At 45.7% G+C, this 18,865-nt stretch carries 22 protein-coding genes; 7 read left to right on the plus strand and 15 right to left on the minus strand.

All coding sequences use genetic code 11. The features are described from left to right. Positions 1-48: 48 nt before the first annotated feature. The 4 genes from MOB98_RS15690 to MOB98_RS15705 all read right to left on the minus strand — a co-directional run bounded on the left by MOB98_RS15690 (position 49) and on the right by MOB98_RS15705 (position 2,242). Positions 49-906 (minus strand): alpha/beta fold hydrolase, encoded by an 858-nt coding sequence (locus tag MOB98_RS15690; RefSeq protein WP_268357827.1) that lies wholly within the window; start codon positions 904-906, stop codon positions 49-51. Further along, positions 893-1,225, minus strand: a complete 333-nt coding sequence (locus tag MOB98_RS15695) for an SdpI family protein (RefSeq protein WP_268357828.1) — start codon at positions 1,223-1,225, stop codon at positions 893-895. The genes MOB98_RS15690 and MOB98_RS15695 overlap by 14 nt, the downstream gene beginning before the upstream one ends. Positions 1,226-1,309: 84 nt before the next feature. Then, positions 1,310-1,828, minus strand: a complete 519-nt coding sequence (locus MOB98_RS15700) for an SH3 domain-containing protein (protein WP_268357829.1) — start codon at positions 1,826-1,828, stop codon at positions 1,310-1,312. Positions 1,829-1,972: 144 nt separating this feature from the next. Then, a complete protein-coding gene (locus MOB98_RS15705; protein WP_268357830.1) occupies positions 1,973-2,242 on the minus strand; it encodes a YfhJ family protein in 270 nt (89 codons plus the stop codon). A 124-nt stretch (positions 2,243-2,366) separates the two neighbouring features. Here MOB98_RS15705 and MOB98_RS15710 point away from each other — a divergent pair, with 124 nt between their 5' ends. Next, on the plus strand, positions 2,367-2,519 hold the full coding sequence (locus MOB98_RS15710; protein ID WP_003223241.1) for a small, acid-soluble spore protein K: 153 nt from the start codon (positions 2,367-2,369) through the stop codon (positions 2,517-2,519). A gap of 30 nt (positions 2,520-2,549) precedes the next feature. On the opposite strand, the gene MOB98_RS15715 is transcribed toward MOB98_RS15710, so the two are convergent. The 3 genes from MOB98_RS15715 to recX form a co-directional block, all read right to left on the minus strand. Beyond that, entirely contained in the window at positions 2,550-3,743 is a 1,194-nt protein-coding gene (locus MOB98_RS15715) for an MFS transporter (protein ID WP_268367258.1), read from the minus strand. 142 nt (positions 3,744-3,885) lie between these two features. Further along, positions 3,886-4,200 (minus strand): YfhH family protein, encoded by a 315-nt coding sequence (locus MOB98_RS15720; RefSeq protein WP_268357833.1) that lies wholly within the window; start codon positions 4,198-4,200, stop codon positions 3,886-3,888. Between the two features lie 6 nt (positions 4,201-4,206). Next, the gene (recX, locus tag MOB98_RS15725; RefSeq protein ID WP_268357835.1) at positions 4,207-4,998 is read right to left on the minus strand and encodes a recombination regulator RecX; all 792 of its coding nucleotides are present in this window, start codon (positions 4,996-4,998) and stop codon (positions 4,207-4,209) included. Between the two features lie 88 nt (positions 4,999-5,086). Here recX and MOB98_RS15730 point away from each other — a divergent pair, with 88 nt between their 5' ends. The 3 genes from MOB98_RS15730 to MOB98_RS15740 all read left to right on the plus strand — a co-directional run bounded on the left by MOB98_RS15730 (position 5,087) and on the right by MOB98_RS15740 (position 6,421). Continuing rightward, on the plus strand, positions 5,087-5,998 hold the full coding sequence (locus MOB98_RS15730) for a TIGR01777 family oxidoreductase (protein WP_268357837.1): 912 nt from the start codon (positions 5,087-5,089) through the stop codon (positions 5,996-5,998). A gap of 54 nt (positions 5,999-6,052) precedes the next feature. Further along, a complete protein-coding gene (locus tag MOB98_RS15735; protein WP_003223230.1) occupies positions 6,053-6,163 on the plus strand; it encodes a YfhE family protein in 111 nt (36 codons plus the stop codon). Between the two features lie 66 nt (positions 6,164-6,229). Then, positions 6,230-6,421 (plus strand): YfhD family protein, encoded by a 192-nt coding sequence (locus MOB98_RS15740; RefSeq protein WP_087992610.1) that lies wholly within the window; start codon positions 6,230-6,232, stop codon positions 6,419-6,421. 38 nt (positions 6,422-6,459) lie between these two features. Here MOB98_RS15740 and MOB98_RS15745 read toward each other — a convergent pair whose 3' ends face one another. The 4 genes from MOB98_RS15745 to MOB98_RS15760 form a co-directional block, all read right to left on the minus strand. Continuing rightward, positions 6,460-7,044 carry a nitroreductase family protein gene (locus MOB98_RS15745; RefSeq protein ID WP_268357838.1) on the minus strand — a complete coding sequence of 195 codons (585 nt, stop codon included), beginning with the start codon at positions 7,042-7,044 and terminating at the stop codon, positions 6,460-6,462. 87 nt (positions 7,045-7,131) lie between these two features. Further along, positions 7,132-8,013: a PhzF family phenazine biosynthesis isomerase gene (locus MOB98_RS15750; RefSeq protein ID WP_268357840.1), complete on the minus strand. Its 882-nt coding sequence runs from the start codon at positions 8,011-8,013 to the stop codon at positions 7,132-7,134. Positions 8,014-8,129: 116 nt separating this feature from the next. Continuing rightward, a complete protein-coding gene (locus tag MOB98_RS15755) occupies positions 8,130-9,161 on the minus strand; it encodes a FecCD family ABC transporter permease (RefSeq protein WP_268357841.1) in 1,032 nt (343 codons plus the stop codon). Next, complete coding sequence (locus tag MOB98_RS15760) at positions 9,158-10,159, minus strand: iron ABC transporter permease (protein ID WP_268357842.1); 1,002 nt, start codon at positions 10,157-10,159, stop codon at positions 9,158-9,160. The genes MOB98_RS15755 and MOB98_RS15760 overlap by 4 nt, the downstream gene beginning before the upstream one ends. Positions 10,160-10,289: 130 nt before the next feature. Here MOB98_RS15760 and MOB98_RS15765 point away from each other — a divergent pair, with 130 nt between their 5' ends. Next, entirely contained in the window at positions 10,290-11,267 is a 978-nt protein-coding gene (locus MOB98_RS15765; RefSeq protein ID WP_268357843.1) for an iron-siderophore ABC transporter substrate-binding protein, read from the plus strand. Between the two features lie 13 nt (positions 11,268-11,280). Here the strand turns inward: MOB98_RS15765 and mprF are convergent, their stop codons facing one another. Beyond that, positions 11,281-13,854 carry a bifunctional lysylphosphatidylglycerol flippase/synthetase MprF gene (gene mprF, locus MOB98_RS15770; protein ID WP_268357845.1) on the minus strand — a complete coding sequence of 858 codons (2,574 nt, stop codon included), beginning with the start codon at positions 13,852-13,854 and terminating at the stop codon, positions 11,281-11,283. A gap of 172 nt (positions 13,855-14,026) precedes the next feature. Here mprF and MOB98_RS15775 point away from each other — a divergent pair, with 172 nt between their 5' ends. Then, positions 14,027-14,509 carry a MarR family transcriptional regulator gene (locus MOB98_RS15775; RefSeq protein WP_268357846.1) on the plus strand — a complete coding sequence of 161 codons (483 nt, stop codon included), beginning with the start codon at positions 14,027-14,029 and terminating at the stop codon, positions 14,507-14,509. A gap of 111 nt (positions 14,510-14,620) precedes the next feature. Next, on the plus strand, positions 14,621-16,177 hold the full coding sequence (locus MOB98_RS15780; protein WP_268357847.1) for an MFS transporter: 1,557 nt from the start codon (positions 14,621-14,623) through the stop codon (positions 16,175-16,177). Here MOB98_RS15780 and bstA read toward each other — a convergent pair. The 3 genes from bstA to estB form a co-directional block, all read right to left on the minus strand. Further along, positions 16,174-16,710, minus strand: coding sequence for a bacillithiol transferase BstA (bstA, locus tag MOB98_RS15785; protein WP_268357848.1), 537 nt, complete (start codon positions 16,708-16,710; stop codon positions 16,174-16,176). The two genes, MOB98_RS15780 and bstA, sit on opposite strands and share 4 nt — an antisense overlap. A gap of 166 nt (positions 16,711-16,876) precedes the next feature. After that, positions 16,877-17,971 (minus strand): acyltransferase family protein, encoded by a 1,095-nt coding sequence (locus MOB98_RS15790; RefSeq protein ID WP_268357849.1) that lies wholly within the window; start codon positions 17,969-17,971, stop codon positions 16,877-16,879. Positions 17,972-18,159: 188 nt separating this feature from the next. After that, positions 18,160-18,792, minus strand: a complete 633-nt coding sequence (estB, locus tag MOB98_RS15795) for an esterase EstB (protein WP_268357851.1) — start codon at positions 18,790-18,792, stop codon at positions 18,160-18,162. Positions 18,793-18,865: the final 73 nt, after the last annotated feature.

Consider the following 18,865-nt stretch of genomic DNA (forward strand, 5'->3'; position numbering starts at 1 on the left):
AGAAAAAGTCTGCCATTATGGCAGACGGATCGAAAGAATCCCGACTCATTACTTTGTAAGATAGTCCATAATCAGCTGATTGACGATGGCTGGTTTTTCGTGGTTAATCCAATGGGAGGCTTCATCTACAAAAATGAGATGTCCATTCGGGCAATGCCTTTCCGTTTCTTTCGCCAGCTTTCTGCTTAAAAAGCGGTCTTCCATTCCCCAGATCATCCGGTAAGGTACTGTTTCGTAAGGGGTTTTCTCTGCAAGGCTTCCCTTTCTGAGGGCTCTGTACCAGTTCAGCATAGCAGTCAGTGCGCCCGGCTGTCGCCACGCTTCTTTGTACCTGCTGACATCCTCAGAAGAAAAAAGCTCTGGACGGTCCGATAATCCAATCGCTTTATCTAATGTTTCATAATCATTTTCCTTTAGCGATGCCTCCGGTATATCGGGCAGCTGGAAGTAAGCGATATACGAGCTTTTCAGCCATTGCGGCGGATAAACCGGTGTTACGGATTTCATGATGTGCGGGTGCGGGATGTTGATGGCAATCAGTTTTTCTAGATATTCCGGTCGTGTGGAAGCCAAATGCCATGCGACAGCACCTCCCCAGTCATGACCGATGACAATCGCTTTTCGCTCTGTGAATTGCGTAATAATGCCAATGATATCATCTCTTAATGTATCAATCCGATATGCCTCAATACCGTCCGGTTTGTCACTGAGATTGTAGCCTCGCTGATCAGGAGCAATGACCCGGTAACCAGCGTCGGCAAGCGGTTTGATTTGATTTTTCCAGCCGTACCAAAACTCAGGAAACCCGTGAAGCAGGACGATTAACGGGCCATCCTCCGGCCCTGCGGCTGCAACATGGAGCGTGATTCCGTTTGTTTTGACAAATTGGCATTTAACTCCGTCCACATATATCTCCTCCTTGACTTTGCGTCATGTTTTTTAGCCTTTTCTCCGTTAGCATAAACGTGATGACACAGGCGGCAAGCAGCAGGATCAGCTGAAAAACGATCCAGTTTGATCTCAGCAGCAAACCCGTTCCCGCAATCACCAACCCTGAAAGGATCATCAATGATGCACTGTAACGGTTCGCTTCATTCCATAATATATGATCTGTCATTGAGAGTCTCGTTCTGTACCCGTACATACTGTTGATTGATTTAGGAGGAAACAGTTTGATCAGTATACCCGCAATGATCATGAGCCCTCCGCCGACCAAACCAGCCATATCATCATCTCCTTTCTCATTGTTACGTGCAGAAAGAAGAAATGTTTCATCCACAGGCAAAAAGACAAGCCTCTGCCTGCCTTTTTATCGTATTTGTAAATCCTTTGTGTGAATATAGCCTTGGACACCGCCGTAATCAACAAATGCCCAGTTAAAGTCAAAACCGCCGTTGTCACTGAATCCCCATCCGAGTATTGTCACCTCCGTTCCGGATGAGAGTTGTTTGGCTTTTCCGTTTTCGGGTGTCGGTGCATAGAAGGCTGTCTGTTTTACTGTTTTCACTTGGCTTGCGGTTTTCATTAAGAAGTGTGTTGAAATATATGCTTTTTTTCCTTTGAATTGAATTTGAGCCCAATCGGCATTTGCGAATCCATTAACTGTGACTTTTTGTTCTGATGATACAGTGCCAAGAATTTCACCTTTATGATTTGGCTCTGTCCGGACATTCAGCTTTCCTGCTTTTATGATGTAAGAATCGGATGATGGCATGCTGACAGATATGTCGTGAAGGGGCGCAGCTTTTGCTGCGGGAGCGGAATGAAGTGCTGTCAAACCCAGTCCTGCGGCAGCTGTGAAAGCGAGCATCACTTGTTTCTTTTTCATATAAAGCTCCTCCTCGCATTTGACAAGATATAAGTGGTATTCCCTGATTGACCGGCGGGTGAAACCCGTTTTGTTTATTTTTCTCTCTCTGTTAAGTTCATTTTAAGAAAACAAAAAACCTGCCGGATGCTAACGGCAGGTTTTTTAATGCAAAAGGCCTCTGCTTTGGTTTAAGTAATCATTTACATCATGACGGGAGCTTTGGAAAAGGTGAAGCTGGCTGCCATAGTTTTCAATCCATTGCGAAACGATTTTTTCGGTCATTTTTTCACCCTGATAGGCGTGTCCCGCTTTCGCATAGGTGGCTTCGAAATCGCTCCATAACAATTCCACCCATGTCTTTGCCTGTATATAGCTGATCATATCGTTCTTTTCCAGAAGCAGATTTGTCAGTTTCTCAATGTACGTATTCATATGTGCAGTCTCCTTTCTTCAGGAAAAAAATGACGCTTTAAAACGTGTTGTTCTCCATATACTAACCTTACGTCTTCATCTGCAAAGACGCAACTTTTTGATCTCGAACCTAGGGGGAAATGACATGGTCCGGAATAAAGAAAAAGGATTTCCTTACGAAAACGAAAACAAATTTCAGGGCGAACCGAGAGCAAAGGACGATTATGCTTCGAAACGTGCTGACGGATCAATCAATCAGCATCCTCAAGAAAGAATGAGAGCCTCCGGCAAACGGTAAAGAAAACAGCTGCATGCGCTGCAGCTGTTTTTACCCTTTATTGACTTGATATTCGTAGACGCTCTTCTTTTCTGATAAGTGTGAGAAGGTAGAAAGCACAAGTCCGCATGCGGTCATAAGCGCACCTCCTGCAAACAGCCAGGAATAAGAGCCTGTTCCGTTTAAAATCATTCCGCCGATCCATGCACCAAGGGCATTGGCAAGGTTAAAGGCTGATACGCTGACAGCTGCGGCAATGGTTGTGCCGCCCTCAGATGAGGAAATGACCTTTGTTTGCAGAAGAGGCGGCGTGCCGAATGCGCATGCCCCGAATAGGAACGTTGCCACAATGGCTGCAGCCGGGTAAATGGCGATGTAAGGAAATACAGCCAGAACACCGATTAAACCGATCATTACGCCGATCATCGTCCGAGTCAGCAAAGGCAGCGGCACTTTTCCAGCAAAGAAATTCCCTGCAACGCCCCCCAAGCCATACGCAAAGAGGGCGCCTGTAATGCCAACCGTGCTGAATCCGGCTGAATGCCTCAAGATCGGCTCGATAAAGGTGTAGGCGATAAAGACGCCAGAATAGCCTAAAATCGTAATCGCGAAGGAATACAGCACTTGTTTGTGTTTAAATACTCCCCATTCATTCATAAGCATCGGGATCACTTTTGGTTTTCTGTTCGGCACGGCAGCCATAAGGCCTAAGAATCCGATGACACCTAGGGCGGTAATGATAGAAAATACAGCTCTCCAATTCAGGACATCTCCGAGATAAGAGCCGAATGGCACCCCAAGCATCAGAGCCACTGTCAGCCCGCCATTCATTGATGCAGCGGCAGCGGCACGCTTTTCAGGCGGAACCATTTCACTGGCAAATACCATGGCAATCGCGAAGAAAGCGCCGTGAATGGACGCAGATAAAATTCTTGATATGGCCAATACTGCAAAATTAGGCGCGAGCGCACTCATCAGGTTGGAAAGGATAAAAACCGCCATCAGCCCAAGAAGCACAGGCTTTCTCGGAAGCTTGACGGAAATGATGGTGACGATCGGTCCTGTCAAACAAACGCTTGCCGCATAAGCCGTGACGAGAAGACCCGCAGATGAAACCTGTATATGAAAGTCATTGGCAATCGACGTCAAAATACCCATCACCGCGTATTCTGTATAGCCGATTGAAAATGTACAAATCATAAGAACAAATATAATGAATTTTACAGATGGGTTTTTGATACTCAACGTCATCGCCTCCTTTAGTTTTAAAAAACAACGAGTTTCATCTTAAAAGATTTTTGGAGTGAATTCAATGATTTTTTCTTTAAGATTTCGTGTAAATGTGCTGCACAAAAAAAGAGGCTGATAATCAGCCTCCTGTTACGCTTTATTCTTTTTCTTTCAATACTGAAATTGGCAGCGCTTCCTCTTGCTGAGGGGAAGAGGTCCTGTATCCCCATGCGAAAACGCCATTTAAATAACTGATGGTAAACTCGTCCTCAGTGTCTTCCACACGATATGTTTCTCCCGGTGAGTAATCTTCCGGGTTCAGTAAATATGCTTTTGCCATCGTAATTTTCCGTTCGAGCACTGCCAGTTCGTTTATGATTCCATGCTGTTCCGCTTTTCTTGCTTTTTCAGAAAGTGATGCGATTTCGGTATTGAGTTCGTGCGTTGTCATTTGACTGTATCGTTTTTCCATTTTTAGCTACTCCTCTTCCTGCAGAAATTGCTCGATTAAATCGAGTGAGAATCCTTTGCGGAATAAAAATTGTTTCACTTTCATGGCGCTTTCATATGAGCCGTCATAGCGGTATTTTCTAAACGCCTTTTCAGCGTGAAGGCGAAGCGCCTCTTTCTCTGTGTCTTCATCATTTTCATATTCAATCTGCTCAAGCGCCGCGCTGATGACATCAAATGAGTAGCCCTTGCGCTGAAGCTGCAACTGGGCGCGCTGTTTAAGTTCTTTCGTCGAAAGCTTTTTATCTTTTTTGAGAAGCTTTTCAACGTGCTTGACCGCTTCTCTTATCTGATCTTCAAAGGAAAAGGAACTTAGCGCGTCCTTAATTGTATCGTCGTCAATTCCCTTCGCTCTCAGCTCTCTAAACAAAACGTCAGGGCCTTTTCCGTTCGTTTTTTTGTGGGTGCTGACGTAGGCTGCGGCAAATTCCTGGTCGTTTAAGTACTTATAGTCGTTGAGCTTATGGATGACTTCTGCAATGACGGGCGCCGGGGTTTCTTTTTTCTTTAGGTGATCCTTGACCTCTTTTGTTGACCTCATTCGGTAGGATAAAAATTCAAGCGCACGGTTGAAGCCTTTCTTTACTTCATCGCCGTATTGAATCTCAATGATGTCAAGGTCATCAAGCTCTTTTCCCTTTTTGAGCTCAAATTTCACGAGCACATCCGCGTCCACGCTGAAGGCGTATTTATCATCGAGAAAAATATTGAAGCGTTCCGTATTCTTTTTTTGCGTTGATATTTTTGTAATAAACGGCATCTTTATCTCCCTTCTCAGGCCTGAAACGCGTTTTCTTTTATGAAAATGAGGTAAAGTATATTTACCAGAACGATGAGGAGAGATGTTCATGAATATCGCAATAACGGGCGGATCCGGCTTTCTCGGCCAGCATCTGACAGGCGTTCTTACCCGCCAAGGACACCATGTTTATATTTTATCAAGAAACGCAAGGGAAACTGAACAAAAAAATATGACATATGTCCAATGGCTAACAGATGGAGCCGCGCCGGAGCAGGAGCTTCCTCAGATAGATGTCTGGATAAATCTTGCGGGACAATCGATTTTTGGCCGCTGGACAGAGAAAACGAAGCAGCACATTCTCTCCAGCCGTATCAATGCGACGCGTGAAGTGCAGCGGCTTATTCATAAACAGAAGGAGAAGCCGCAGACACTGATCCAAGCCAGTGCCGTGGGTATTTACGGCACAAGCCTAGAGAAAACCTTTACAGAGGATTCTGCAACGTCAGATGAGGATTTTCTCAGTCATACTGCGCACCTGTGGGAAAAGGAAGGACAGAACATTGAGGCGATGGGCATCCGGACGGTTTATGCAAGATTTGGCGTAATGCTTGGAGAAAAAGGCGCTCTCCCGCTTATGGTTCTTCCCTATAAGCTTCTGGCCGGCGGCACAATCGGAACGGGCAGACAGTGGCTGTCGTGGATTCACGTAGAGGATGCGGCCCAGATGATCCGATACGCGATGGAAAACGCCCGCATCTCAGGTCCAATCAATGTCACCGCCCCCAACCCTGTGGAAATGAAGCCATTCGGAAAAGCGATTGCACGGGTCAAGCACCGTCCGCACTGGCTCCCTGTTCCAGAATTCTTTTTATCAAAAGCATTGGGTGAAATGAGTCTTCTGATTGTCAAAGGACAGCGCGCTCTCCCAAAAAAAGCGATGACCTCTGGGTTTCGTTTTATCTATTCGGATCTTGAATTTGCACTCTCACAGCTGCTAACGAACCGATTGGCTGTATAAAAACAGAAGGAAGCGTCAACCTTAAGAATAACATGGTTGAAGGAGGTCCTTTTTATGGAAAAGAAGAGGGAGAAGCATCAGCAAGGAGCCAACCTGAAAAAAATGCAGGAAGTTCTTTATTCAGGCGAATTTAAAAAAGCGGAAAAAGCTGCTAAGCGGAAGTAGGAATACATAGCCCCTTAAAGCCAGATACTATGTTTGTTTGATATCACTTTTTAGGGGGAATTTGATATGGGCAGAAATCATATCCACAAAAACCGTGATAAAAACAAACAAAAACTTCCTCAAGTTCCCGATGCATTAAAAAGGGAAACTGACGGCGTTTACGAAGAATATTCAAGCGAGCTTGCTGATGCGAATGACCGCGAAGCGCAAGAGCGTGCGAAAGCAGCCGACAACAGAGCGAAAAAGAAAACCCGTTAATGAAAAACCCCTTGTCTCCGTTTGAGACAGGGGGTTTTTTACATTTCGGTGAAGCGTTCACGGATCGGCGTGCGTTCTTTCACTTTCGGCGCTTCGTCAGGATAGCCCGTTTGTATGATGGCGGCGAATCGTTCATTATCCTGTAAACCAAAGGCTTGATGAACTTCTTTGTCGTAAAGGATTTTTCCGCTTTTCCAAACCATGCCGATTCCTTTTTCCCAGGCAAGAAGCTGAAGGTTTTGGATCAATGAGCTGGTTGCCGCAAAATCATCGTCGCGCGCTCTTTCGTTTTCATCTTCCTGAAACACGACAAGCAAAAAGCCCGGGACGCGTCCAAGTGTGTTTTTGAAGCTTTGAAGCTTTTCCTCTGTCATATCCGGCTTGGATTTCTTAGAGAACGCTGCAAATGTGTTGATCAGGTTTGCTTTTCCTGTCTCACTGGAAACGTAAATAAATCTCCACGGCTCTGTCACTCTATGGTTTGGCGCAAATTTTGCCGTTTCAAGCATGTCAAGAATGACTGCTGAAGGAACTGGCTCCTGTTTAAATTTTCGAATTGATCTTCTGCTGCGTATGATGTCCCGCAGTGCTGAATGCTGATGTATCTGTTGGGTTTGAGGCATACCGTCTCACCTTCCTAAGTAATTGAAAATGATTATCATTTCATAATGATAACGGAAAGTGCATCTTTTTGTAAACCATCATCCGTATTAGATTTTAAGAATACGGGTTTCTGAGTAAACGGCTGTTCCTGTCATGTTCACTTTCACATGGCCGCCGACTTCGTTCATTTCGATCTCCACTTTTCCGTCTTTCCCGATTTCCTGCCCTTGTTCAATGATAAATTCACGCTGCTCAGCATTGCCGTACTGTTTCATATATGCCCCCATTACGCCGGATGCTGTTCCGGTCACGGGGTCTTCTACCGTTCCCGAATAAGGGGATGAAAAGTGGCGTCCGTGCAGGTCGCTGTCGGAATGAACGGTTTCAAAGGTAAACGGGTGAACTGAAGCCTTTGGCAGATCAACTAACACTTCCGGAAATTGCTTGTTATCCGGAACCATTTTTTTGCAAGCTTCTAATGATCGTAGCGGAACGATAGCTGTCCAAATGCCGGTGCTGCCAAACACAATCGGGAGGTCTTCATGAAAATCCGCTTCGGTGATTCCCAATGCGCCGGCAAGTTTTTCCCGATCGCCAGTAAATGGTTTGAATTGCGGAGAAGCCTGTTCAAGCGTGATATGAATGCGGCCGCCTTTTTCAGCAATCTTCACAGGCAGGATACCGGCTTTCGTTTGGATGCTGTACGTTTTTCCGCTCTCCAGCATTCCTTTTTCACATAATGCGTACAGAGAAGCGACTGTTGCATGACCGCACAAATTCATTTCGTGTCCAGGGGTAAAGTAACGGAGTTCAAGATCAGCCGACTCGCTTTTGCGGATAAAGGAGGTTTCTGAATATCCGGCACGCTCAGCTATGGTCTGCATCTCTTCGTCAGTGTAATTGCCCCCCTGCAATACGACGCCTGCAGGGTTTCCTTTGCCGGGACTGCTTGTAAATGCTTCATATTTTAATACCTTTATTTCTTTCACTTGTCTGCCGCCCTTTCTTTATCAATGTCTCTGTCAGTATAGCAAAAATGATTGTGAATTTTCAGTAATTATCAGAAAAACCCATTTTCTTTTTAAGAAAATGGGAGTGCTGACGATCAAGAATTTCTCGTTTTATAGAGCAAATAAATAAAATACGGGGCGCCGATAGCTGCAGTAAAAACGCCGGCTGGCACTTCCACCGGAGCAAATAAGGTTCTGCCGGCGATGTCTGCTGTTAAGATCAGCAAAGCCCCGATGAGTGAAGACACCGGGAGCAGCGCACCATAAGACGAGCCAACGAGCCGCCTTGCAATATGGGGCGCCATCAGCCCGACAAAACCGATTGTGCCGGCCACCGAAACCGCACATCCCGTAAGAGCCGTACTCAAAAGAAGCAAGAAAAAACGATTTCGCTGCACGGCGCTTCCCGCACCCGCCGCAATATCTTCGCCCAGCATCTGTATATTCATATTTTTTAGCGCAATCATACAAATCAATAAGAGAATGACAGATAAAATAATAGCTATTTTTACATGCTGCCAGTTTGACCCATAAACTGACCCAGTAATATACACATTAGCTTGGGATGCCCGGTAAATCGGGCCTTTGATCATCAGGAGGGTGGTCATCGCTTGTGCCGACATGGAAAATCCGATCCCGATGAGCACCAGCCGAAATGTAGAGGCACCATTTTTGTATGCCAATAAATAGACGACGAGTCCGACTGCTGAGGCGCCGATAAAAGCAACCGCCGGAAGCCATGACAGACTGATCGTAAGTGTACTGCTGCGATCTGAGAAGAACATCATCAAAAGCACAACTGCTACCGCCGCTCCTCCCGTTATTCCGATAATATCCGGAGATGCGAGAGGGTTTCTGACGAGCCCCTGCAATAATGCTCCTGCCGCCGCCAAACAGACGCCGGCGCATAATGCGGTCAAAATTCTTGGCATGCGGAATGACATAATCATCAGTTCGTTCAGCTTCGAACCTGCACCAAAAAATGTTTTTGCCACATCCCAGGGAGGAATAAACCTTTGCCCGAGACCAGCGCTTATGATCAATACAGCTGCAGTTAATCCCAGTAACACAAAAAAGACGATCCATGCTTTTTTTTCAGCCGCGGTAACGCCAAAACGAAGTTTCATAGTTTTGCCCCCCTTCTAGCGATGTACACAAACACAGGCATACCGATTATGGCGGTCATGACCCCGACAGGAACTTCCTGGGGCATAATGATGTATCGCGCACCGATATCCGCCGCAACAAGCAAAATCGCACCCAAAACCGAGGAAAACGGCAGAACCCAGCGATAATCATTGCCGACGATAAATCGGGCAAAATGCGGAATAATGATGCCAATAAAGGAAATAGGCCCGGCAATGGCAACAGCAGATCCGGCAAGCAAAACAACACAAACTGCCATCACACATTTCAGCAGGCCCGTTTTTTGGCCGAGTCCTTTTGCCACATCTTCTCCCATGACGAGGAGATTAATCTTTTGGCCAAGAAAGAAGCAGATCACAAGCGCTGCAGCTGCATACGGGAGCATTGTCATCAGCAGATCCAGACTCCTGCCCTGCACAGAGCCGGTCAGCCAAAATAGCACCTGAGCAAGCTCGAGTTCATTGACAGAAAGCAAGCCTTGGGTGAGAGAAGAAAACATGGCCGCCATGGCAGCCCCCGCCAGCGTCAGTTTGATTGGCGTCAGCCCTTCCCTTCCAAACGATCCTGCGGCATAGACGATCGCGGCGGTAAATGTTGCCCCTAGAAACGAGCTCCATACCAGCGCCTGGGGTGACTGAATATGCAGAAAAAACGATCCGGCAACAATAAAAAACCCGGCACCGGCATTAATCCCGAAAATGCCCGGTGACGCAAGCGGATTTTTTGTGAGCGCCTGCATGAGAGCCCCCGCGGCTGCAAGCGAGGCGCCGACGACTGTCGCAACCAAAGCGCGCGGAAGCCTGACATCCTTGATGATGACATGCTCATTTGTTCCGTTGAAGGAAGTAAACGCCTGATAAACCTGTCCCCATGACGTACCTGTATAGCCGAAAACGACGCTTGCGCAGACAGCCGCCAGTAAAATGAAAATCAGACATACTAACACAATCCATTTTGAAGATGCCTTTTTGCAGATCATGATCTAATTCTCCTAGTTACTTACTATGTAATGTTTGTTTTTGAGAATAATCCTCAATTAGGGATTGACACTCTTAACACTGCTTATTATGATCTAAATGATAATGAATTTCAATATCAGGAGGAAAAAGATGAAAAAGCATATCAGCATGCTATTCGTTATTTTAATGGCCGCTATGGTACTTTCTGCCTGTAATGGTTCAGAAAGTTCAAGCAACAGCGAGGGATCAAGCAATAAAACAAGAACGGTCAAACATGCAATGGGGACATCAGACAACATTCCCGCCAATCCAAAACGGATTGTTGTTTTAACAAATGAAGGAACAGAAGCGCTCTTAGCGCTTGGCATTAAGCCGGTCGGAGCCGTAAAGTCATGGAAGGGCGACCCTTGGTATGACTATCTGAAAGATGACATGAAAGGTGTTAAAAACGTCGGTCTTGAAACAGAACCGAATGTGGAAGCCATCGCAGAATTAGAGCCTGATTTAATTATCGGAAACAAAGTGCGCCAGGAAAAAATTTATGATCAGTTAAACGCAATTGCGCCGACTGTTTTCGCTGAATCTTTAGCCGGGAACTGGAAGGACAACCTGACTCTGTACGCCAACGCGGTGAATAAGGCAGACAAAGGCAAGGAAGTGGTTGCGGATTTTGATAAACGCGTTTCTGATTTAAAAGACAAGCTTGGCGACCAGACTGACAAAACCGTTTCTGTCGTACGCTTTTTATCCGGCGAGTCAAGAATCTATTATACCGATTCATTCTCGGGGATTATTTTAGACCAGCTTGGCTTCAAACGCCCTGAAAAACAAGTGGAGCTGTTTAAGAAACAGAAGGACCAATTTACATTCTCAACAGACAGTAAAGAGTCCATTCCTGATATGGATGCTGATGTGCTGTTTTATTTCACATATAAAGCCGATAATGCAAAAGAAAATGAAAAATGGGCCAATCAGTGGACTAGCAGTTCACTATGGAAAAACCTGAAGGCCGTGAAGTCAGGTAATGCCCATGAAGTTGATGATGTGGTGTGGACAACCGCAGGCGGTATTAAAGCCGCAAACTATCTGCTTGATGATATTGAAACCTATTTCTTAAAAACAAAATAAAAAAGGCTCCGTCTTACGAGACGGAGTCTTTTTTGCTTTTGCCGATCAGACGCGTGACGAGGAACATGGTGACAGAAAGAGATCTGTTTTTTCGGTATGCCAAGTATTTGCCGCGCCACTCGGGTTTGTATTTTTCTTTAAAGGCTCTTAGTCCGCTAAAGCTGTACATGTATCTGACATTATTAAAAATGATGGCGGCAAATCTTTCTGACCAGAAGGATGTAAAAGCCGTGCCAACATTGGCCAAGGGCGCCATCCCCATGTTAAACGACGTGAAGCCCTCCTCCTTCGCCCATAAAAACATCCGGATAAACAATGCATCCATAATGCCGTTTGGGGCGTCATCGCGGTAGCGCATCAGATCAACTGATATCTCCCCTTCCTGATACATCGGCATGACATTTGCGAATGCAACGATCTCTCCTTCTGCATTTTTCATGTAGGCGATCGGCGCTTTCTGTAAATAGGAGCGATCAAAAAATCCGAGCGAGAATCCCTTCTCCCTTTTCGGGCCGAGCCATTCGTCAGAGATCTGTTTCAGCTCCTCCAAAAACGCTTCGGAAAATGGGGGATGATCCACATGGAAGGTATATTCCTCCCGTTCAAACCGGTTATTGATTGCCCGGAGGCCGGCTTTTTTCTTCCCTGTCAGGGTAAATGTATTTAAATCCACATAGGCTTCCTCGCCCAGTTTAAAGAAGTTATAGCCAAAATCGTGATACAGCGCCATGTCCTCTCGTTCAATTTGATAGAACAGGACACTGAAGCCTTTTTGATGCGCTTCGTTTAGAAATTCTTCCAGAACGAGCGGGAATGATTCTCTTTTGCCTGACGGATCGCCGAGCACGACCAGTCTTCTGGCGATTTTTCCAAACAGCAGCATTGCATTTCCGTCACTTGAAAAATAAAACCGCTTATCTCCAAGAAAGCCGAGATGGCTCAGCGCGTTGCCCCCATTTTCATTTAAAAACGAAGCAAGGCGTTTGGAATCAGCTTTTTCCCCGATGGGTTTTGTCTTCTTATGATACACCATTGTAAATATGAAGAAGAACAGCGGCACGATGATAATTGCCATGATCGTCGCATACGTAATATGAGAATCGCTGTGGACGAAATATTCATGCCGCATCACCTTCTTCATCCGGTCCCAAATGAAACTTGCGATGACGTTGTAGTTAAAGAGCGCCACAGTGAAAAGCGCTACAGCGAAAAGCAGTTGCCCCAGCGTATAGGATGCCTGTTCCCGGACAAATTGTTTTTTCAAAAGCACAAGCAATACAATAATCATCGGCAATACGAATATGGCACTGATATTGAGTCCTTTTAAGAAGCTGAACACAAACCCGCCGACGAGGGCTGTTATCGCCATCGTATAGGATCGTTTTGTCCGTTTATAAAGCTCGATCGGCATAATCAGCAGAATGAGCGCTGAGCTTAAGGACAGCCCGTTGAACAGCAAAAGCGCCGGGCGCGGAATGTGCGGAATGACGGTAAGCCTGTCAATCGGCAAGGATACTGACGCCAAGACAATCAAGCCGGCAACAAACACAATAAGCGAAAGCGAGCCTTGCAAAATTCTCACTAAGATTGCCCGCTGGACGATAAGCAAAACGTTTGTCGTCTCAATAGCCGGTGCGATGCGCGGGTTCGTTTCGAGCCGTTTCATTGTATTTTCGGTCAGGTCGCCGGCAGCAAAGAACAGTCCGAGACCGAATGGGATAAATGAATAGACGATCCTGTACAAAACAATTGATGTAACAATCGCCTCCTGGTGATAGCCAAGCTGCTCCATCCCGAGCAAAAACAAAAGGTCAAACGAGCCGAAGCCGCCCGGCACGAGGCTGATCATCCCTCCGATCGCCGCAATGACGAATACACCGAACACATACCTCATATCGGCATGAATGCCCATCGCAAACAAAGACAGGTAGATGACGACTCCAGCCATAAGCCATTCGGCAACCGAAGCGCCAATATATGCGAAAATCGGATTTTTCACTTTATCCGCATTCTCTTCATCTTCGCCTTTTTTGCCTTTTATTTTGGACACTGCCAGGGATATTGGCAAAATTAGCGCAAAACCGATAACGACCGCCCACAGCCAAGGCTTTTCATGAATCACTTCATCCACTGGCAGCACTCGTGCAGCGACGAATATGCTGAATACAGATAACCCGAGCAGCATAGATGATGTCAGCCAGGCGATTCCTTTCACAAGGGCCTTATGGTCCTTCGTATGCTCCTTATAAAACATCATTCTTAACCCGACTCCGGCCAAACCGCCAAACCCGAGCACATTATTAAATGAATTGGCGATCCAGGAAACCCTGAATACCTTTCCGTTCGTGATCGATAGGCGCAGCGAGTATTTCAGGACGTAATCATACAGCGACATGGCCGCCACAGCCAGCAAGCCGATCAATACAAGGATGAATAAGTCCGTTCGTTCCAGCCCGTTGATGACCATGAGTGTACGTTTGAATGACAGATTTGTCAGTTCTTTTTTCGATTGATAAATAACAAATAGCAAAACAGCAATAGGAAAAACGATTTTTAACATTGATAAAGCATTTTTTTTAATCAGCAATGGTCTCTCCAATCATATTCTAGTTCGATCTTTTTCCCCCAATAATCTCCAACTCATTATACACTACCGCTATTTTTCGGACAAAGTCCCTAATACAGTTTCTGCTCCCTTTCTTTCAGCAGTGAAAATCGAGTAATATGGTAAAAGGAGCGAATGATGAGGAAGTGATGAAATGGAATATAATTTACATGATACTACAGTCTTAAACGAAAACATTCTTTCATCTGAGGAGCGGGAAATATGGGTGCTCTATATGAAGGTCTTAACCTCTGCCGGACTCGGTGATGTGTCTGAGTGGATGAAGCTGGATATGAGCATGCCGCAGATGAAAGTGCTGATGCTATTAAACAATCACGGAACACTGAAAGTGAGCGACATCGCTGAAAAAATGGGGGCTTCCCTGTCCAATACAACAGGACTGCTTGACCGCCTTGAAAAATCAGGATTTGTCAAACGCTCACATTCTGAAGAAGACCGCCGCTCTGTAGTTATTCAGTTGACAGAAAATGCAAAAAAAATTTTTCGCGGTCTGTATGAAAAGGGCCACCTGAAATTAAAGCGTTCACTGGAACTGCTTTCTCCCGAAGAAAAGCAGGCCGTTTCCGAAGGGCTTTCTATCCTTTCCAAAGCATTGGAAAAAGCGAAAAAGGAATAAGGTTAAAGTCTGTCATCCGCAAACTGCGGGCGCAGGCTTTTTTTATTTGACATTTAGTTCATTTAAAATGAATAATATATTCAAAGTGAATTAAAAAAGGGGATGATGAATATGTCTGAAGCATTAACAGAGCAGAAAAGCCAAAAGTGGGCAATCAGCCTGTTTACGATTGGTGTGTTTATGGCTGCGCTTGATAACGGAATTATTTCGGCTGCTTTAACAACAATAAACGAGTCGTTTGCCGTTTCTCCTTCTTGGGGATCATGGGGCATTACCCTTTATACGCTCGGTCTTAGCGTCAGTGTGCCAATCGTCGGAAAGCTCTCCGACCGCTACGGCAGAAAAAAACTCTTCCTCATTGAGGTTTGCCTGTTCGGGCTTGGTTCTTTGCTTGTTGCTTTGAGTCAAAGCTTCCCGCTCTTTCTGATATCGCGGCTGATTCAGGCGCTTGGGGGCGGCGGGATTTTCATCATCGGCAGCTCGCACATTCTCGCGACCCTTCCAAAGAAACAACAGGGGAAGGCGCTGGGGCTGCTTGGCGCGATGAATGGGATGGCTGCTGTGCTCGGGCCGAATATTGGAAGCTTTCTGCTAGATTGGACTGGGTCTTGGCATTGGCTGTTTTTGATTAATTTGCCGATCGCGGTGCTATTGGTTGTTTTCGGTTCACGTTTTATTGCGGAAACAAAAGCGCCTGAAGCTAAACGTCTCGATGCGGCTGGAATCTTCCTTCTGTCCCTGTCGATTTTAGCTGTGATGTACGGCATGACGAATCTTGACGGAGCACATCTTTTAAACAGCTTGGGAGATCCGGAGGTTTATGGGTGTATTCTTTTTGGCATTCTCTGTTTTGCAGGGCTTGTTTGGTTTGAAAAACAGGTTGAAATGCGCGGGGGCGATCCGATTTTGGCGTATTCTCTGCTGCGGAACAGCACGTTTCAGCGCACGCTTATGATCGGTTTGTTATCCGGCGGACTCTTGGCGGCGGTCATTTTTATCCCGTCATATGTTGAGCAGTATTTAGGCGTCCCCGCGGCAAAAGCAGGCTATTGGATGACGCCGCTTGCGTTAGCTTCCGGAATTGGGGCCTGGCTTGGCGGAGTTCTCACAGACAAAAAAGGACCGGTGAAAACCATTGTTCTTTCGGGAATCATTTCATGTGTGGGATTTGCTTTATTTCCGCTCTGGGTGACGGAGAAATGGGAGTTTGTGATCGCAAGTGTGATAGCTGGGATCGGTTTTGGCTTTCTGTTAGGCGCGCCGCTGAACGTCCTTGTATCAGAGGCAGCGAAAACGAATAAGGGCACAGCGCTCGGCACACTTTCATTGGTAAGGCAAATTGGCCTGACATTGGCACCTACTCTTTATGCAGGCTTTATCACAGCCGGGTTTAACCAAATCGACGATGAGATCAGCAGCCGCTTACCGGACAGCGGACATTCAGAAAAGGCGATGCAGATGATTCCGGAAATCAACAGTTCTGATGTTTCTTCTTTACAAGAACAAATCGAACGCATTCCCGTGCCTGAAGTCCAAACCGCGATAAGCGACGCCATTCATGCAAGTATCGCCAGCGGCTATCATCATTTATATGCCGCTGCTGCTGTGATTTCACTGCTGGTGATTGCTGCTATCACTCTTCCGGCTTTCCGCCGGCAAAAGCGTTAAGACCACCCCATCCGTTTGGAAAGTTCCGTAATATGAGCGATATGGTGATGTGAGTGCCAGACATACAGCCCTAGCGCGTTTTCTAGCGTCATGATCTCCTTTGTATCAGGATGGTAAAACCCGCGCTGAAATTGCTGCTTCGTTAGACTGCGGAGAAGAGCCGTCCATCGTCCGTGAAGCTCCTGTAAAAGTGCTAGTGAACCGCTCGGATCTGCTGTTTTCGAGTCCTTTAGCTCTGACCATGCTTTTTCATCATACGGACGGATGGCCGGTGTCTCCTCCGTCAAGCTCAATTTAAAACGAGTATAGCCGTTCATATGACTGTCAGCCAGATGATGAACAACTTGGCGAACGGTCCATCCCCCGTCCCGGTAGGGTGTGTCAAGCTGGCTGGTTGTCAAGCCTTCAACGGCTTGCATCAGTTTGGCCGGCACCTCTTCAAGCGCCTGAATCCATTCTTCTTTCAGCTCCTTCGATACGGATTCCCTCGGCTGGTATTCTCCTATTGGATAGCTTAGATTGGCTGTTGTCATGTATGTTCTCCCTTCGGTTCAATCTTCTCCTTTATTTTACAAGAAAAAGATTGTGCACGTGCATAAATTAAACCCGCTGAAGGTTGAAGGAATGGAGACTGCAATCATAATGTAAACAGAATAACACATTACAAACGGCAGGAGCCTCTCTCCTGCCGCTTATTTTTCACCCCGCGTGATCACGCACTTCTACTGTTACTTTCTTCTGTTTTGGCTGATAGACCTTCCCTACAAATAAATAACCGTATTTACATTTATTCAGCGCCCATGAGGTCAGGATCGGGCCGGCTGTGCACACGGCAAACAACAGGAGAACAGCCGGTACGGCAGGTATTTCGGGCATATTCAAAAGCAGCACGTAGCCGATAATCATAAAATAGGCATGGAGCAGATAAATCGAAAAGGAGTAGTTGCTGATAAACATCATGATTTTCGGCACATGCTTTATTTTAGAAAACAAGTGAAAGCACAGGAAAATCATACTTGTTGAGTACAGCATGATATCGGGCCGTTTTGAGCTGATCATGCCGATTTCACCAACATAAGAAACAGTGACAACCAGCGCGCCAGAAGCAATTGCGGCGCCGTATACCACCCAGCGGTATTGGTTCAGCAGCGTTAAAAAGCGCTTGTACTCTTTTCCGCAATAGTAGGCAAGACAAAAGTAGAAAAGCCAGCCTGCGAACGGAACCCAGAAAAATGGAAACCCCCCGCCCTCTTCAGGAGCAGGAGCAGAAGCAGGACTGACTACAGCGAAATAGCTTAAATATGCCGCTGTCACCACAAATGAAATGGACAGCACCCATTTCAGCGATGCTTTTTTCAGATACTCATGAAACAGCATATGCAGAAAGTAAAATTGAAAAATAACAAGAATGAAGTATCCAATAAAGTTTCCTAAGAATACATTCGCCAGGTACTTTTGCACGAACGCAAGAAAGGTTACCTCTCCCCCCATCGCACTTGTCATCAGCAGCGCATCGACAGCCGCGATAAATAAAAAAGGGACGAAAATCACTTTCCCCCGCTTCTTTAAAAAACCGTCCGGGACCCCGTCAGGATAAGAACGCGCCAGCAAAAATTCAGAGATGAAGATGAAAGCAGGCGTGCTGAACATCAGGAGTGTGCGGAACGAATCAATAGTGTGAGACATATCAGCGAGAGCTTCTGCCTGAAGCATCAGGACCATTGAAATGATATGGAGCAGAACGACACTTAAGCACGAAATGCAGCGGATCATAAAAATTTCTTTAATTTGCATAACAGCGCTCCTTTATTTCAAATTTTTAGAAATCGATGGTTGTACCTTAACATGTCTGAACCACTTTGGAAAAGTGCCTGATGACATAAATTAGAATATGAATTATAGACTAAGGTCTTAAAAATTCTTGTTTTAGAGAATCGAAAAAACCTGCTGTCTTGTTACAGCAGGTTTTTGGCAATGAACTATTAATTTGTATTAAGGCCTCCGCCATTCAATCCTTCTTTGATATAGCCGTTCACTTGGCTATTAGAAAGCAAGCCAATATGGCCGATGCCATAAAGCTGGATGTTTCTGGCTCCTTGTAAACGAGACAAGCTATTGATTACAATTTCATCATTTAGACTGTAGATAGATGTATAGAGGATTTTCTGATTTGGATCTGTGCCCGGCAGTGCTGTTGATGAAACTAAACCATTAGCCCCTCCAAGCGTTACCACATTTTGAATCTTATTGCCCCCGCCTAAATATTTAATATAATACAGCGTGTTGGCGCCTCCCATACTATGAGCCACAATATCTACTTTTTTGGCTCCCGTTTCTTTTAAAACACGGTCAACATATGCAGCGAGCTGCGGGCCGTTATTTAGGTTGTTCCCTGTTTTATCATAAAAATCAATTGCATACAGTTTGTTGCTTTGCCAGCCTTGAGAAATTAAGTAGTTTTTAATAGCGAAAAAGTTGTATGAGGCACCACTTATTCCATGAACAAGAACAACAGGATTATGTACTGATTCAGCTTTTGCGCTTGACGGCGGCGCGGCTAGAACAGATAGAATCAGTGATAAACAGATAGTGGATGCAAAAAGTATTTTTTTCACGTTTATTTCCCCCTTAAAATGTTTGTACCACCAATTTCCTATTATACATAAAACATCTACTTTGTTAATATTT

This window comes from Bacillus sp. N13C7, assembly GCF_026790065.1.
Lineage (GTDB): Bacteria > Bacillota > Bacilli > Bacillales > Bacillaceae > Bacillus.

Excerpts from the sequence above, each read along its gene's own strand:
- MOB98_RS15745 (WP_268357838.1), bottom strand. The coding sequence starts at position 7,044 with ATGCCTCAAACCCAACAGATACATCAGCATTCAGCACTGCGGGACATC.
- MOB98_RS15720 (WP_268357833.1), bottom strand. The coding sequence starts at position 4,200 with ATGGAAAAACGATACAGTCAAATGACAACGCACGAACTCAATACCGAA.
- MOB98_RS15705 (WP_268357830.1), bottom strand. The coding sequence starts at position 2,242 with ATGAATACGTACATTGAGAAACTGACAAATCTGCTTCTGGAAAAGAAC.
- MOB98_RS15695 (WP_268357828.1), bottom strand. The coding sequence starts at position 1,225 with ATGGCTGGTTTGGTCGGCGGAGGGCTCATGATCATTGCGGGTATACTG.
- MOB98_RS15700 (WP_268357829.1), bottom strand. The coding sequence starts at position 1,828 with ATGAAAAAGAAACAAGTGATGCTCGCTTTCACAGCTGCCGCAGGACTG.
- MOB98_RS15740 (WP_087992610.1), top strand. The coding sequence starts at position 6,230 with ATGGGCAGAAATCATATCCACAAAAACCGTGATAAAAACAAACAAAAA.
- MOB98_RS15790 (WP_268357849.1), bottom strand. The coding sequence starts at position 17,971 with ATGCAAATTAAAGAAATTTTTATGATCCGCTGCATTTCGTGCTTAAGT.
- MOB98_RS15755 (WP_268357841.1), bottom strand. The coding sequence starts at position 9,161 with ATGAAACTTCGTTTTGGCGTTACCGCGGCTGAAAAAAAAGCATGGATC.
- bstA (WP_268357848.1), bottom strand. The coding sequence starts at position 16,710 with ATGACAACAGCCAATCTAAGCTATCCAATAGGAGAATACCAGCCGAGG.
- MOB98_RS15775 (WP_268357846.1), top strand. The coding sequence starts at position 14,027 with ATGGAATATAATTTACATGATACTACAGTCTTAAACGAAAACATTCTT.
- MOB98_RS15765 (WP_268357843.1), top strand. The coding sequence starts at position 10,290 with ATGAAAAAGCATATCAGCATGCTATTCGTTATTTTAATGGCCGCTATG.
- MOB98_RS15780 (WP_268357847.1), top strand. The coding sequence starts at position 14,621 with ATGTCTGAAGCATTAACAGAGCAGAAAAGCCAAAAGTGGGCAATCAGC.
- MOB98_RS15730 (WP_268357837.1), top strand. The coding sequence starts at position 5,087 with ATGAATATCGCAATAACGGGCGGATCCGGCTTTCTCGGCCAGCATCTG.
- MOB98_RS15735 (WP_003223230.1), top strand. The coding sequence starts at position 6,053 with ATGGAAAAGAAGAGGGAGAAGCATCAGCAAGGAGCCAACCTGAAAAAA.
- MOB98_RS15710 (WP_003223241.1), top strand. The coding sequence starts at position 2,367 with ATGGTCCGGAATAAAGAAAAAGGATTTCCTTACGAAAACGAAAACAAA.
- recX (WP_268357835.1), bottom strand. The coding sequence starts at position 4,998 with ATGCCGTTTATTACAAAAATATCAACGCAAAAAAAGAATACGGAACGC.
- MOB98_RS15760 (WP_268357842.1), bottom strand. The coding sequence starts at position 10,159 with ATGATCTGCAAAAAGGCATCTTCAAAATGGATTGTGTTAGTATGTCTG.